The 16,107-nt window shown below is 38.4% G+C and carries 13 protein-coding genes; 4 read left to right on the forward strand and 9 right to left on the reverse strand.

From position 1 onward, the window contains the following. Window position 1 precedes the first annotated feature (1 nt). The gene (locus EW028_RS19965) at window positions 2-940 is read right to left on the reverse strand and encodes a beta-ketoacyl-ACP synthase III (protein WP_048392032.1); all 939 of its coding nucleotides are present in this window, start codon (window positions 938-940) and stop codon (window positions 2-4) included. A 465-nt stretch (window positions 941-1,405) separates the two neighbouring features. Between EW028_RS19965 and EW028_RS19970 the strand changes: the two genes are divergently transcribed. Beyond that, window positions 1,406-1,600, forward strand: coding sequence for a YjzD family protein (locus tag EW028_RS19970; RefSeq protein WP_004227469.1), 195 nt, complete (start codon window positions 1,406-1,408; stop codon window positions 1,598-1,600). Window positions 1,601-1,649: 49 nt separating this feature from the next. Here EW028_RS19970 and EW028_RS19975 read toward each other — a convergent pair whose 3' ends face one another. After that, entirely contained in the window at window positions 1,650-3,776 is a 2,127-nt protein-coding gene (locus EW028_RS19975) for an ATP-dependent Clp protease ATP-binding subunit (RefSeq protein ID WP_131522073.1), read from the reverse strand. Between the two features lie 266 nt (window positions 3,777-4,042). Here EW028_RS19975 and EW028_RS19980 point away from each other — a divergent pair, with 266 nt between their 5' ends. Continuing rightward, a complete protein-coding gene (locus tag EW028_RS19980; RefSeq protein WP_048392033.1) occupies window positions 4,043-4,729 on the forward strand; it encodes a Crp/Fnr family transcriptional regulator in 687 nt (228 codons plus the stop codon). Between the two features lie 60 nt (window positions 4,730-4,789). Here the strand turns inward: EW028_RS19980 and EW028_RS19985 are convergent, their stop codons facing one another. Continuing rightward, the gene (locus EW028_RS19985) at window positions 4,790-5,098 is read right to left on the reverse strand and encodes a metal-sulfur cluster assembly factor (protein ID WP_004227477.1); all 309 of its coding nucleotides are present in this window, start codon (window positions 5,096-5,098) and stop codon (window positions 4,790-4,792) included. Between the two features lie 53 nt (window positions 5,099-5,151). Then, a complete protein-coding gene (locus EW028_RS19990; protein WP_131522074.1) occupies window positions 5,152-5,916 on the reverse strand; it encodes a prolyl oligopeptidase family serine peptidase in 765 nt (254 codons plus the stop codon). A gap of 121 nt (window positions 5,917-6,037) precedes the next feature. Between EW028_RS19990 and EW028_RS19995 the strand changes: the two genes are divergently transcribed. Both EW028_RS19995 and EW028_RS20000 read left to right on the forward strand, forming a co-directional pair. Continuing rightward, a complete protein-coding gene (locus EW028_RS19995) occupies window positions 6,038-6,847 on the forward strand; it encodes a Cof-type HAD-IIB family hydrolase (RefSeq protein WP_131522075.1) in 810 nt (269 codons plus the stop codon). Between the two features lie 139 nt (window positions 6,848-6,986). Beyond that, the gene (locus tag EW028_RS20000; protein ID WP_036076685.1) at window positions 6,987-7,844 is read left to right on the forward strand and encodes a DegV family protein; all 858 of its coding nucleotides are present in this window, start codon (window positions 6,987-6,989) and stop codon (window positions 7,842-7,844) included. Window positions 7,845-7,894: 50 nt separating this feature from the next. Here EW028_RS20000 and EW028_RS20005 read toward each other — a convergent pair whose 3' ends face one another. The 5 genes from EW028_RS20005 to addA all read right to left on the reverse strand — a co-directional run bounded on the left by EW028_RS20005 (window position 7,895) and on the right by addA (window position 16,107). Further along, window positions 7,895-9,361, reverse strand: coding sequence for an alpha-amylase family glycosyl hydrolase (locus EW028_RS20005; RefSeq protein WP_131522076.1), 1,467 nt, complete (start codon window positions 9,359-9,361; stop codon window positions 7,895-7,897). A gap of 183 nt (window positions 9,362-9,544) precedes the next feature. Beyond that, window positions 9,545-9,913 (reverse strand): YisL family protein, encoded by a 369-nt coding sequence (locus tag EW028_RS20010; protein ID WP_004227486.1) that lies wholly within the window; start codon window positions 9,911-9,913, stop codon window positions 9,545-9,547. Between the two features lie 201 nt (window positions 9,914-10,114). After that, entirely contained in the window at window positions 10,115-11,017 is a 903-nt protein-coding gene (locus tag EW028_RS20015) for a fumarylacetoacetate hydrolase family protein (RefSeq protein WP_048392038.1), read from the reverse strand. A gap of 124 nt (window positions 11,018-11,141) precedes the next feature. After that, window positions 11,142-12,308: a DUF418 domain-containing protein gene (locus tag EW028_RS20020; RefSeq protein ID WP_131522077.1), complete on the reverse strand. Its 1,167-nt coding sequence runs from the start codon at window positions 12,306-12,308 to the stop codon at window positions 11,142-11,144. Between the two features lie 82 nt (window positions 12,309-12,390). Next, window positions 12,391-16,107, reverse strand: coding sequence for a helicase-exonuclease AddAB subunit AddA (gene addA / locus EW028_RS20025; RefSeq protein ID WP_131522078.1), 3,717 nt, complete (start codon window positions 16,105-16,107; stop codon window positions 12,391-12,393).

A 16,107-nucleotide genomic window follows, 5' to 3' on the forward strand; every position in this document is an offset into this window, starting at 1 on the left:
CTTATTTTCCCCATCTCATGGCTACGGCACCCCATGTTAAGCCGCCACCAAAACCTACAAGGACTAATAAATCATCCTCTTTAATCTTACCTGCTTCGAGCTCATCTACCAAGGAAATACCAATAGATGCTGCTGAAGTATTTCCGTATTTATGAATCGTTTTTGACATTTTTTCTGGTGGTAGCTCTAAACGCTCACGTGCAGATTCCATAATACGTATATTTGCCTGATGTGGCACTAGGAAATCAACGTCTTCTTTTGTTAATCCCGCTTTCTCTAATACATTAACAGCCGATTCACCCATTTGTCGAACAGCAAATTTAAACACTTCACGACCATTCATCGCAATTGTATCTTGCTTCGTTAAATAAAGATTCTTTCCGCCTGTACCATCTGCACCAAGTTCAAAGGATAGAATACCTCTACCTTCAGAGACTTGCCCAATGATAGCTGCACTGGCACCATCGCCAAATAATACAGCTGTATTGCGATCTTCCCAATCAACGACTTTCGACAGCTTTTCAACACCTACTACTAAGACATATTTATAAGCATTTGCCTCAACAAAGTGCTTTGCTGTCACTAAACTATATATAAATCCTGCACATGCTGCTGCTTGATCCATTGCTGCAGCATTAACTGCTCCGATTTGTTCCTGAATCATACAAGCTACACTTGGAAAAGTTTGATCCTGCGTGACAGTTGCTACAAGAATTAAACCAATTTCCTCAGGCGTAATCCCCGCATTTGCAATAGCTTCTTTTGCAGCAGCTACTGCCAAATCTGAAGTTTCCTGATCATCTGCCGCAAAATGACGTTCTTCAATGCCTGTTCGAGTACGAATCCATTCATCAGAAGTATCCATGATTTTTTCCAAATCAAAATTTGTAACGACCTTCTCAGGAACATATTTGCCTATTCCTATAATACCAGCGTTCATATAGCAACCCCTCAGCTTTCTTACTATCAATTATTAGTAACTGGTCATAATTATAACGCATATAAAAGGAATGACGCAAGATGATTTAAAATTTATGCGGCTGAGGGTAGTGTTCTTTGCATATAGAAGTGAAGAATTTTATGGAATGAGGTTATTCTGTTTAGAGCTTTATCTATCGTACTTTGTTGAGCTTGTTCATTATTTTTCAAAGCACCTTGCATCATATATGAGCGGTGTTCTTCCCTTTTGGAGCGCTTTTCACCAGCGTAGGAGCGCATTCCCCTATTTCTCAGCTGTTCCTAAATACTTTACATTACTAAACATAAAATACTAAATCTCATATTTGTTGTGACAAAATCGCCATGTTTCACATAAATGGTTCATTTTTTTTTGATTTATGTTATGATATGATAATGAATATGAGTAAAACCTTATGATGAAAAAAGTTCGGTTGAGGTGAAATTAATGCAATATATCGTAACGTTCATATGGTCATTCCTACTAGTTTCTATGTTAAACTACGTAGTCAGCTCTGTACTTGGTGTACCATTTGATTTCAAAACTGGGGCAATCGTTTCTGTTGTATTCTCCATCCTTATCTTTATTATTGGAGCAATCATTCCAAACGACCCTACACCAGAAGCTGCAGACCATCATTAATTCAGCTAGAAAAAACCTGTTCAGCTTCATGCCGAACAGGTTTTTTCTGTTATTTTTCCACAACACATTGACCCTCATGCATTTTCACATGCAACGTCTCCCCTGGTAAAACTTCTCCGCGTAATAGTTCTTTAGCAACGGCTGTTTCGATATGTCGCTGTACAAAGCGTTTTAGTGGTCTTGCTCCAAATTGGGCATCTGCACCTTGCTCTACTACCCAATCAATGACTTCTTGCTCGACAGATAAAGTAATTTCTTGCTCTGCGACACGTTTAATCAATTGCTCCACATACTTCCAGGCAATCGCAGTAAAATGTTTAGTAGATAATGCATGGAAGAAGATGATATCATCCATTCTGTTTAATAGCTCAGGTTTAAAATGTTGTCGTAGGGCTGACATGACTAAGTCCTCCACAGCCGCATCATTTTCCTTTGCCTCCATTAAATAACTTGATCCGATATTCGAAGTTAAAATGACTACTGTATTTGTAAAATTCACCATTCGTCCCTGACTATCTGTAATGCGCCCATCATCTAAAATTTGCAATAAAATGTTCGCCACATCAGGATGAGCTTTTTCAATCTCGTCTAGTAGCACCACAGAATAAGGATTTCGGCGAACTGCTTCCGTTAGTTGTCCACCTTCCTCATAGCCCACATAGCCTGGAGGAGCCCCAACAAGTCGAGACACACTATGTTTCTCCATGTATTCACTCATATCAATCCGAATAAAGTGATCTTCTGAATCAAATAACTGTGCAGCAAGTGCCTTGGTAAGTTCTGTTTTACCTACACCAGTTGGACCTAAAAATAAAAAGCTACCAATAGGTCGGTGTGGATCTTTGATACCTGCACGTGCACGCCATACCGCTTCTGTCACTAATTGAACTGCTGTATCTTGTCCAACCACACGTTCATGTAATGTATCCTTTAAACGTAATAGTTTTTCACGCTCACCCTCTACTAATTTTGTTACAGGGATTCCTGTCCAACGTGAAACAATTGCAGCGATTTCATCTGCTGTTACCTCTTCACGTAAAATACGAGATTCTGCACCGTTCTCTAATTCCTTTTCAAGTACCTGAATGTCTTTTTCAAGTGTTGGAATTTTACCATGACGTAATTCAGCAGCTTTATTTAGATCATATTTACTTTCTGCCTCATCTAGATCACGACGATATTTATCCAATGTTTCACGTTTTTTCTGAATATCGTGTAGTTTTTCTTTTTCTGCTTCCCATTGTTGTCGCATGCCCTTAGATGATTCTTTTAACTTAGTTAATTCTTCGCGTAATTGCTCCAGACGTTTTTTACTTGCCTCGTCCTTTTCCTTACGCAATGCCTGTTCCTCAATTTCAAGCTGCATAATACGACGTGTGACTGCGTCTAATTCCTGTGGCATTGAATCAATTTCTGTACGAATCATTGCACAAGCCTCATCAATTAAATCAATGGCCTTATCAGGTAAAAATCGTTCTGTAATATAGCGATTGGATAGTTCTGCTGCCGCAACAATTGCTCTGTCATGAATACGTACTGCGTGATGTAATTCAAAGCGTTCCTTTAAACCACGTAAAATGGATACCGTATCCTCTATAGATGGCTCACGTACTAGTACTTGCTGGAATCGACGTTCTAAGGCAGGATCCTTTTCAATGTACATACGATATTCGTCTAAGGTAGTAGCACCAATACAGTGTAATTCACCACGTGCTAGCATAGGTTTTAGCATATTTCCTGCATCCATAGCGCCATCTGTTTTTCCTGCACCTACGATCGTATGAATTTCATCAATAAATAGAATGATTTGTCCTTCTGATTCTTTTACTTCTTTTAGCACACCTTTTAAGCGTTCTTCAAATTGTCCACGATAACTTGCACCAGCGATTAACGCACTCATATCTAATTCATATAATACACATTCTTTCAAGCCTTCTGGTACATCACCTTTAACAATACGCTGTGCTAAACCTTCCACAATTGCCGTTTTACCAACTCCTGGTTCACCGATTAATACAGGATTATTTTTCGTTTTACGTGTTAGAATACGAATTACATTTCGAATTTCTTCATCACGCCCGATAACAGGATCCATCTTGCCGTTTTTTACTTCTTCAATTAAATTGCGCCCAAATTGTTCTAATGGTTTTTTATTGTCTGTTTGTTGAAATTGCATAGCTAGCACTCCTTTTTTTCATATTTCTCATTATTTATATACCCATTCTTATTCATTAAAAAAGTTTGACCTTTTTTGACTAACTTTATTTTACATCACTCGACAATGCTTAGCAAAGAAATCGTCCTAAAATTTTTTCACTTATTATGGAAGTTTACGTTATAATAATGGTATGTTTCTATGTTTTAGTATCGAAATCCACTATCCTTTTGTAATAATCGCCATTTATTACAAAAAGAAAGCGATGTGTTGGAGATATGGTTTTAATGGATAATATGTTTGAAAAAATTAAAGAACTTTTTCAAAACCACGGTGTTTTTATCAAAGTGAATAAAGGAAATAAAATTTTTCTAGAGGGTGAACGGGCAAAAGAAATTTATTACATCCAATCAGGTGTTATTTCGATTAGCCAAGAATCCGAGACGGGTAAGGAATTAACCATTCGTATTTGTGGCCCTGACAGCATAATAGGAGAAGGTTCGTTATTTTGTAATCTCGTCTATAATTCAATGACTGCCAAAGTTTTAGAACCCTCTACGTTGTATGTTTTGAGTCGTAAATCTTTGGAGCATTTACTAGAAGAGCAGCCGACAGTTATGGTGGAATACATGAAGTGGCTACAAACAGAAAACTTAAAGCATCAGAGTCGTTTGCGCGATTTAGTGTTAAACGGTAAAAAAGGTGCTCTATTTTCAACGCTCATTCGGCTGTCCAATACGTATGGTAAACCTGTAGAAAATGACTCGATTTTTATTGATTTTCAGCTAACAAATACAGAAATTGCAAATCTGTGTGCGACAAGTCGGGAAATGATTAATCGTATGCTGAATGATTTAAAAAAACATGAGATTATCACTTTTGATAAAGGATTTATTACCATTCATGATTTACAATTTTTAAAAAATGAAATTGCCTGTGAAAATTGTCCATTACAAATATGCCGTATCGATTAGTTTCGTTACAAGCAAAAACCCTGCTTATTGAAAAATAAGCAGGGTTTTAAATAAGCCATTTTAACGTACGCCCAATGCCATTTTGGCATAGCGTGACATTTTATCTTTCGACCAAGGCGGATTCCATACAATATTAACATTTGTACTTTTCACTTCTGGAAGTTCACCTAACGCCGTATTCACTTGATCCACAATGACTGGACCAAGTGGACAGCCCATAGATGTTAGTGTCATCGTAACAGTTGCAACACCTTCATCATCTAATTCCACATCATATACTAAACCTAAGTTGACAATATCAATGCCAAGCTCAGGATCAATTACGTTTTCTAAAGCACCTAACATGCTATCTTTCATATCCTGATCCATTCGTATTTCTCCTTCCATCATAGTGTTAACCTTATCATAGCAGATGCACCCTGTTATGCCAAATGCTGTGCAAGCCATGTTGTAGCTGCTAGCATACCGTCACGTGGTACAGCATGTCCAGCCCTTTTGTTAACCATGAACTTTAAATATTCAGGGTTTGCTTCATAGTATTCCCGTAATGTTTCATAAAATTTATACGTTTCGTGAAAAGGAACTGTTTTATCTAATTCTCCATGCCAAAAGAATACAGGGCGACCCGCGAATTTTTCTGGTGTTAAACTGACATCATATTTAGCAAGGGCTTCATTAATTTTTTCTACGTCTTCCTCTGACATCGGCCAGTTAACTCCGCTTTTAGCAAATTGTTGCAATTGGTATTCACCCAATTTTATAAAACCAGGTGCACCCATGCATATTGCAGCTGTTTGTATCCAATCATAAAGTTTCAGACAGCCTGATGTCACGATGCCACCCATTGAAGTGCCTCCTATGCCAATTTTATGACTAGCTAATAAATTTTTATTCTTTAATTCATCATATAATTGTTGAACTTCATGAATAGAATTTAAAACAATGTCCCAAAAATTTAAATTCATTTGCATTTCTGTTAGGCCTTCGCTACGCTCACCATGAAATTTTGCATCTGGCAATAGGACACGCACCCCTTTATGCACCAATTGGTATGCATAGTGTAAGTTATGTTCTTTTGCACTCATAAAACCATGCAAAAAAATGACTACCGGGGTTTCTTCATTCATATTGTCTGTATGTATATGTAATAAAGGAATATTTCCCCACACTTCTTTTTCTACAAACATTATTGTCACTCCCAACTATTCTCTCATCTTTATGTTAGCAAACTTTTTTCACTGTGACAAAATTTTGACGAATGTAAGACAAAGAGATACTATTCAAACTATAGGAAAGGGGCAACGAGCTATGAAACCGCATTTAATCGTATTAGACTTAGATGGAACTTTATTAACAGATCAACAGCAAATTTCTGCAAAAACGAAAAAAACATTATTGCAGGCTAAGGAACAAGGGCATCAAGTGATGATTGCGACGGGACGTCCATACCGTGCAAGCGATCTTTATTATCATGAACTTGGGCTCACTACACCCATTGTTAATTTTAATGGCGCATATGTGCATCATCCTAAAAATGTCTCTTGGCAACATATGCACACACCAATTGATTTAAGTGTCGTACATGATGTCGTTGATTCTATTAACAGTTATGAATACGAAAATATTATCGCTGAGGTAAAAGATGATATTTATGTCCACACAGAAGACGATCGTATTTTAAATATTTTTAATATGGGAAATCCAAGAATTACACTTGGCGATTTATACACACATCTCTTGGAAAATCCCACAAGTTTGCTGATTCAGGCAAATGAAGCAAATTCGGTAATTATACGTGATCATTTACAGGCAGTGCATGCTGAGGTCATTGAGCATCGTCGATGGGGCGCGCCACTTCATATTATTGAAATTGTGCGTCGCGGCTTAAATAAAGCTGTGGGTATTGCACATGTGGCAAAAGATTTAGGTATTCCTCGTGAGCGCATCATCGCATTTGGTGATGAAGACAATGATTTAGAAATGATCGAATATGCTGGACTTGGTGTAGCGATGGGGAACGGTATTTCAAGTCTTAAAAACATTGCCAATGAAATTACGACAACGAATAATGATGATGGAATTGCAAAAATACTCATTGAACGCTTGAAATTATCATAGTTAAGTAGTAAGTTCAAGTTAACATTCCATTTTTACCAGTTTAACTTTATTCAGTGGTACCCCTTCCATTTATCTAAAGTGAGTATCTACTGAATAAAGTTAAAAAGCAAAAGTAAGTTGAAATTAGGGGGACAAGAGAATGAAGATTTTTACGGATAGTGGATGTGATCTACCAAAATCTTACTATGAAGAAAATGATGTCGTGCTACTCCCTTTACGAGTGCAATTGAACAACAAAGAATATGAAGATGTGATTTCAATTGATTCCAAAGAGATCTATGATGCAATACGCCAAGGTGCTCAGCCAAAAACATCACAAGTGTCACCTGAGCTCTTTTTGAAGCATTTTGAGGAGCTAGCTAAAAATGATGAAGAAGGTATTTATATCGCGTTTTCATCAGAATTATCAGGCACATATAGCACTGCTCAAATGATTCGCAATCAGGTACTTGAGCAGTATCCTTCCTTAAAACTAGTCATTATCGACTCTAAATGCGCATCACTAGGACATGGCCTTGTCGTTGAAGAAGCTGTACGACTGCGAAATATAGGAGTATCCTTAGAAGACATGGCCTCTAAAATAAACACCCTTGCACCTCAGGTCGAGCATTTATTTACTGTAGAAGACTTAGATTACCTTGCAAAAGGTGGTCGTGTATCAAAAGCTAGTGCATTTTTAGGTGGCCTTCTTAGTATTAAGCCTATTTTAAATGTAGAAGATGGCAAACTTGTACCGATTGAAAAGTCACGCGGTCGAAAAAAAGCACTTAATCGTATGTTAGATTTAATGCAGGAGCGTGGTGGCAGCTTTACAAATAAAATCGTAGGTATTAGCCATAGTGACGACGCTGCCTTTGCGAATGAAGCAAAAGCCTCTATCCAGGAGCGTTTTTCACCTCAAGCTGTGCAAATTACCATGATAGGTTCCGCGATCGGCTCACATGTCGGACCTGGGACTATTGCAATTTTCTTCACAAACAAAAGCTTTGAAGGCTAATAAAAAGCATGCTAGGATGGCTCCTGGCATGCTTTTTTGTCGTGTTATTATTATTGGACGTCTTGCTCCTGACGACGAACTTTCCCTCGTTTAATGATGATGACAACAAAGCCAATAAAGATCACCCATACTAAGCCAAGAGCCACCATATAAGGCGTGTTTAAGCCTTCATCATTGCGAACTTGATAAATTTCAACCATTTCTCGGTCTAAAATAACAGGATAGACTTCTTTTTCATTTATGCGAACTTTTTCCTCATGTAAAATACCGTTCAGCATCTTCCCTTCACCAAGTTGTTCAGGTGTTAAGTCGACGCGTTGTGTTTTACCAGTATTATTAACCATGATTACCCACTTTTCTTCGTCAGAAGAACGTGTAAAGACAAGAAGGCCATTTTCATTTGTAATGACTTCAAAATCACCATTACGTAAAGTAGCTGATTGATTACGTAAAGATTGAACATTTTTAATATAATCAATCAGTTCTTCGTCTGTTTTAAAGTTATAAAGCTGGTGTGTATCTGGTTTTGCTTCCCCATTCATAGCAATTTCTGTCCCGTATTGTACGACAGGAATTCCTGGTAGCATAAATAAAGCACCCATCGCCATTTTTAAGCGGGTAGGTGGGAACATATTTTCATTAGCAGAGTCAAATGTAAAACGATGGGTTTCAAGTGAATCCACCATAATTTGTGTCGGTTTTTCTCCTGTGAAAGGTTCCATTAATTTTGAAGAATCCATATCCACGTTTTTAAATATATTACGATAGATATCTGCCGTTACAGGTGAGAAAGTTGCATCAAAATCAGCATCGCTTTCTTCATTTGCTATCACATAAAGTGATGTTTTTGTCTCTTTTAATGCAGCTATTACTGCATTGATAAACGCTGTATCAGCCCCTGCGATATTTGTTAAACGAATACCACCGATGTCATATGTAGAAACAAATTCAGTTACTGCTTGAATAAGTGCTTCTTGCACATCCTTATTCGATAAATCCCACTGTACTTGTCCATCATTGGTAGATGCAATCCAATCCGCTTTCGATGCATCCTTTGCCCACTCATGATTTGGACTCACATTTGTAAGTGGAAAATCCACCATAATGGACATATTTTTAGCTTTGTAGGCCTCTACAATACTTTGGAATTCTTCCGTTGTTCCAAAATGACGTTCAATTGTAGTATAACTTGTGGGCATTGATCCATCATACTTCTCTGTAGAAAAAATAGGCCCAATGGAAACAATTGTATAGCCCATCTCACCGATAAATTTCAGTTTATCCTGTAAACCTGTAAAATCGCCCCCCGCAAATTTCGAAGGATCCTGCGTATTTGTATCAAAATCGTTTGTGCCCGAGCCATTAAAGAAACGGTCAACGAGTAAATCATAGATGCTTTCTTCTGCTATTGTTCTAGTCGCTGATTCATCCGCATGTGCTACTGGTATAGTACTTACGAATGAAGTTGCTAATAAAAGTGATGCAGCCGTCGCACTTATCCACTTCTTAAATTTCACTGTTATTCCCTCTCTTTCAAACCAATCAACGTCATTTTACCAAATAACTCTGTCACGTCGCTATCTTTTCCAAAGATTTTGCGTAAAAGCGAATAAATTACGACAAAAAGGTGTCAATTCCGTCTTCCGTTTTCGTTTACAAAATAAAAGCCGTGAAGCAACTACTTCACGACTTTTAAATCATTATGCTAAGAAATCTTGACCCATTGGCAGTTTGAATCCTAGGAACAAAGTGATTAATAGGAATACTGCAAATAAAATCCAAAACATAGCTGTTGGTTTATTTTTCTTTTGACGCACTAAGACCATTTCCATCATGCCAATTACAAGTATGCCACCTAAGAACTTAAATCCGTAAAGCATACCTTTACCATAGTCCATTGCCTCGATAAATAATGCCCCACCTGTGATGATTATTAGTACATAAAACAGACGTAATGTCATATGTAAGCCTTTTGATTGCTTGCCCATTAGTGCCGCAATTAAAAAGATGACAATACCTACTACCCACGTAGTAATATGCAAATGCGTTTGGCTAGTTAAAAAACTCATGTTTGTCCCCCTCATTCTTTTTCTATCAAACTCTATCCTACCATGCGATGGAAAGGGTTTCAAATATTACAATAGTGTTCACACAATTTACATCATTTAAAACTTGGAATCCTTGCATCTCATAGTTTTTACTTCTGTTACTATGCCTTAAAGCAGTAAAAAAACCCGCGGAGTATAGACTCTCGCGGATTGATATCATCATTATTCAAAATGGTTGACTAAAGTACCAATTCCTTGAATAGATACTTTTACTGTATCTCCAGCTTTTAAGAATTGCGGCGGGTTCATCCCTTTGCCAACACCAGCTGGCGTACCTGTTAAAATCACATCTCCTGGCTCTAATGTTACATGCTGAGATAGGATGGATACTAACGTTTCAACAGAGAACATCATATCTTTCGTAGAGCCATTTTGACGTACTTCATCATTGACCTTTGTCACTACTGTTAAGTCTTGTGGATTTGGGATCTCATCCTTTGTCACAAGGTATGGTCCAAGAGGGCAAGTACCATCCAAGCTTTTACCCAAGAAGAATTGTTTATGTTTCTCTTGTAAATCACGAGCTGTTACATCATTGGCAATTGTATAACCAAATACGTAATCAAACGCTAAGTTTTTAGGAATGTTTTTGCCACGTTTACCAATAACGATAGCTAGCTCACCTTCATAATCCATTTTTGAAGAAAGATCTGCATGAATGGAAATTGTTTGTCCATCTGCAGCAATTGCAGTTGGTGATTTTGTGAATACCATTAAATCCGTTGGTGCTGCCTCTGCGCCCATTTCCTTTGCATGTTCATCATAGTTTTTACCAATACACATAATATTTTTAGGGGTACGTGGAATTGGTGAAAGCCATTCGATCTCTGTAAATTCACGTTTAAAACTATTAGCATTATCTGATTTTTCTGCTGCTTCTACTAATTTACGAATCTGTTCCACAAAATCAAAGCCTAAAGCAATGCCATCCACGATTGAACTTGAAAAAGAAGGGAGAACTTGAAGTTCACTTTGAATAGCGAGTACATCCCATACCGCTTCTTCTTTTTTTACTTTTGGTCCAAAGCTTACATGTCCACCTAATTTGAATGATAAAATTTTCATGATTGAAAGAGCTCCTTCTTTTTTCTACATAATACAACAATATGATAGAAATTACCTCATTTTTGCGACAACATTTTTATAAGTTGTTATATCTTCATAAAATATGCATGTAAAGAGGAATATATTAACGCACTTCTATTTTTTGCTTATATGTTAATTTACGCCATATTGTCTCTAACGGCCCTTGTTTCCACTTAGATAACCAAATTTCTGCTATGATCATTTGCACAACAATAATGCCGACAGCAATTAATACCCCTGTTTCTACACTTACTTTACCATACCAGCCAAAGCCAAATTGGTAGAATAAACAAGTACCTATAATAGATTGAAGAATATACATCGTTAATGACATGCGTCCGATTTTAGCAAAAGGACTAAGTAGTTTTGGCATTATTGGCACTAAGCAAAGTAACACAATGACCCCAATATAGCCCACCGATAGAACTGGGCCCCCTATGTATACCTTTAAATAATCTAGTAAATATGTTCTTGTAAACATAATAGATAAGCTTTTTATACCAATACCGATGACCAATCCAGCAATTGCAAACGTCAGCCAGAGCCACTTCAATTCTTTAGCCCGTTCTACTAAATGCCATTTAGAGGCAGCGGCCCCTATTAACATATACGGTAAAATCGTGAACAGTGCGACAAACCACATCTCGATGCCTGCCTGCGTTGATAAATCTGTTAAGCGTTGCAAAAAGGCATCTACCCAGTTTCCTGTCCCATAAGCCGTGATGGCCTTCTCTACTGAAACGATATCTAAGTAATCATCTACTTTTGTATTAAAATTTACAATCCCTACTACAAAGAGCATAAAAGCTTGCATCAAGCCATTAATAATCAAAGCACTCGCTAATAACCAGATGGGACTCAATCGTAGTAAAAGCACTAAGAAAACGCCACAAAATGCATACATCATTAATATGTCGCCCCACCAAATTAGCACAGCATGGATAAAACCAAAAGCAAACAGGATGGACAGTCTACGAAGCCCCAGCGTATAAAAGTTTTGTTGACGACTTTGAGCCTTTTGCCACTGCATGGCTAGCCCATAACCAAATAGCATGGCAAAAAGCGGGTAAAAGCTGCCTTGCACATAAATATCTATATTTTTCTGCCAAACAATATCTGATGGGGTTGTAAACCATGATGCCAAATCAATATGCGGCATTGGCAAATAAAAGGTATACATATTTACTAATAAGATACCTACTAAACTAATACCTCGTAAAATATCTAATGTTGCTATTCGTTCTTGCAACATTGTTGGTTTTAACTCCACAAAATAGCCTCCTCTTGACTAACAGCTATGGTGAAAGCAGGGCAAGAAAAAACTTTGCCCCACTTTGCCCGTAACAAGTTCTTTATGCGTGTATGATCTGTTCATTATCGAATAAAAATAATACTTTATCGTTCACCTTGATGTGTAAGATGGATTCAATGGCTTCGCTATAAACACGAAGCTGTACGGCATAACGACCTAGTATTTCCTTTGACAAGGCTGGCTCCTGCGCAAAATGAGATTGTATACGATCCGTTTTATAATCCAACAAGACCCAATTACCGTATTCATCCTCAAATAGGCAGTCAATGATCCCTTGCACAATTTGAGCATCACCATCTTCATCGATTCTACTAATTGTAAACGGCATTTCTCTACGTATCTGCCTCGCGCGTTGAAAGCGTTGCCCTATTTCTGTCTCAAAAAAACGATAAATTTTCGCTTGCGGAACTACTTTGCCCTCCGCCTCTGTTAAAAGCTGTCTTGCCACTAAATCCTCCACAAAGTCCCTTACAGCATCGATATGACTAAAGCCATATTGAGGAACATGCTGCATCACTGTGTGCACAGCTGTACCAATTTCAGCACCAGTTAGCTGTTGCTCCTGTAAAAAAGCGGGTCGAGGTGCAATGGACGAAGCCTTTTGCGTGATAGGAGAGGCAAAATAAAATTCAGGTTCCTCCTGGCGCTGTAAATTTTCTAATCGCTTTATTTCACTAACAGATGTTTTGGAGCGCTTTCTTGTAGATTTTTGATAGACATACTGCGCTTGAAAGCGGGTAGTGATTTCAGCCAGTAAGTCCTCATCCTCTTGCATCGCAAGCACTTGCTGTACTTCATCGCCCATCGCCTCTATCTCATATGAATAATGCTTTGTATCGATGGCTTGAACCCACCAATGTGATTGATCCTCCACTTCTTTATAAGATGTGCTTGCTACTACTGCAAAATCTGCATGTCTTGCTACTGCTGGGCCAACCCAGTCCAAATAGCTGTTAGCTCTTGCACGTAAATATTCTTGAAGCGGTGCATCCATTGGTAAACTTTGTGCGTCCTGCCAGTTGTCGCGTGTTTTCTCCCAGTTCTTCACTGAGCCTACTAAAATCAAACGCTCCTTCGCACGAGTCATCGCAACATATAAGACACGCATTTCTTCTGCACGCATCTCCAGTTCTTTTTTCTCCTTCAATGCTAAAAACGGTAACGATGTATAGGTGATACGATTTTCGGGATCAATGGCCTTAACAGCTAGTCCAAAATCTTGATCAAACAAATAGGGTTGATGAAAATCCATTTTATTAAACGGACGTCCCATTCCTGCCACAAAGACGACTGGATATTCTAAACCCTTGGAAGAGTGTATTGTCACCAGACGTACTACATCATCCTTTTCGCCAATTGATTTGGCCGTACCTAAATCATCGCCACGCATACGCATACGATCAATAAAGCGTAAAAAACGGAATAGCCCACGAAATGCCGTTTTTTCATACATTAATGCACGATCATGTAATACGCGTAGATTTGCTTGACGCTGTTTGCCATTCGGCATTGCCCCAACCATTTCATAATAATGTGTATCTAAATAAATTTTCCAAATTAAATCTGATAATGATCCACGACGTGCTAAATCACGCCAATTTTCAAAGGCTAGCATAAAGCGTTGCAACTTCTCAAATGTAGTGGTTTGCACACCATGTCCTTCACTACGAATAAATTGTCGTAAAGCATCATAAAAAGGTACCTTTTGATCGGCTAAACGAATTTTCGCCAGCTCATTTTCCGTTAAACCAACAAACGGTGCGCGCAGTACAGAGGCTAAGGGGATATCCTGATAGGGATTATCGACTACCTTCAGGACATTTAACATAATCATTACTTCGAGTGCGTCAAAATAGCCTTTAGATGATTCTGCATAGAGTGGAATCCCTGCCAGCTTAAATTCCTCTACTAAGTCTGTTGACCATGTCATCGAGCGCATTAAAATCACAATATCACTATACTTTAATGGTCGCTCTGTTTTTGTTTTCGTATCGTATACGGTTGTTCCATCTTCCATCATTTGACGTATACGATCGATAATAAATCGTGCCTCGTATTGTGATTTTTTTAATTCCTCTAGCTCCGTTGCCTCATTGCTTAGTTCTTCCAGTTCTTCTAGTGTTTCCTCTTCCTGTGGTGGATGCAATACGACCAGCTCAACAGGTATTTCTTTATCATCATAGGGCGCAGCAGGCTTAAGTGACGCATTGTCATCATACGAAATCTCACCGACACGCTCACTCATAATTTGTGCAAAAACATAGTTTGTAGCATTTAATACTTCTTTTCGACTTCGGAAGTTAGCGTTTAAATCAATTCGCATCCCCGTTACATCAGGCGACTCCAAATATTCACTATATTTTTTCATAAAAAGCTTTGGCTCAGCTAATCGGAAACGGTATATACTTTGTTTAACATCCCCAACCATAAAAAGGTTGCCGTCTTGTTCTTCACCCGTTTTGACAAGCTGTAAGATGGTTTCCTGTAGCATATTGGTATCTTGATATTCATCCACAAGTACTTCTTTAAAACGCTTTTTCATATCTAGTGCAACCGGTGATGGATGAAGTGCACCATCTATCTCTACCGTTAAAATTTGAAGTGCATAATGCTCTAAATCTGAAAAGTCAATGATTCCCCGTTCTAACTTGGCTAGTCGAAATTGTTCACTAAATGTAGTGGTCAATTCAACTAGCGTAGTAATGGTCGGTGCCATTAACCTTATTTCCTCAAGTAGCCGTGCAGGCGTACGAACAAAATATGTCTCCTTGATTTTATTCATCATTTTTTTGGCTGCTTCTCGTTTTTTCTTCGCGAGCTCCTGTAGCTCTACATTAACTAGTGCATCCTTCGATACCCGCTTTAAGGTAGACCATTTAACCGTTGCAAAATAATCAAATAGCTCCTGCCATGTCCCACTTTGACTAATGCGTATCCCTTCCTGAATCATAGCAAAATCTACCTCTGCCGTTTCTGCATAGGGTGCAGGTCCATCTGGCTGTAATGTAATTGTGCGCATTTCAGAAATTAGCATAAACGCCTCTTCCAGGCTATGACGTACGGTTAATTTGACGTATTGAGATAGCTCTAAATCATCGATTGTCACTTCCTCAGCTAATTCATAAGCTTTCGGCAGGCTCCAAAGCCATTTTTGAGGCTCAGCATGGACACGAGACGTATCATAAAGTTTACTAATCAGCGTTTCGATGGCTTGATCATCACGATCTGAGGTAAAGCTATCGACAAGACGATAGATGGCTTGTACGTGAGCCTCATCCTCCGCATCGTAGGCATCTTCTAAAACTTCTGCTAAAACATCATCTCGCAATAATGCTATTTCTGCTTCATTGGCAATACGGAAGCCTGGGTCTATATCAAGTAAGTACGCATATTGCTTCACAATTGCTAAACAGAATGAATGTAGCGTAGAAATTTGTGCTTTATTCACAAGACTTAGCTGCCGTCTTAAATGATTAGATGTTGGATTTTCTGCTATCGCCTTTTCTAATGCCTCAGACATACGATGGCGCATTTCAGCGGCTGAGGCATTTGTAAAGGTCACTACCAATAGTTCATCTACATTGATCGGGTTTTCAGTAGCAATGACTTTTTCAATCATACGATTGATCAGAACCGCTGTTTTCCCAGACCCTGCTGCAGCCGAAACAAGCGTATCTTGACCGCTAGCATAAATGGCCTTCCACTGATCGTCTGTCCATGTGACATCTACTGGCTTAACAGGAATTGTTTGTACCAT

It is taken from the genome of Lysinibacillus sp. OL1 (assembly GCF_004332175.1).
GTDB classification, from domain to species: Bacteria; Bacillota; Bacilli; order Bacillales_A; family Planococcaceae; genus Lysinibacillus; species Lysinibacillus capsici.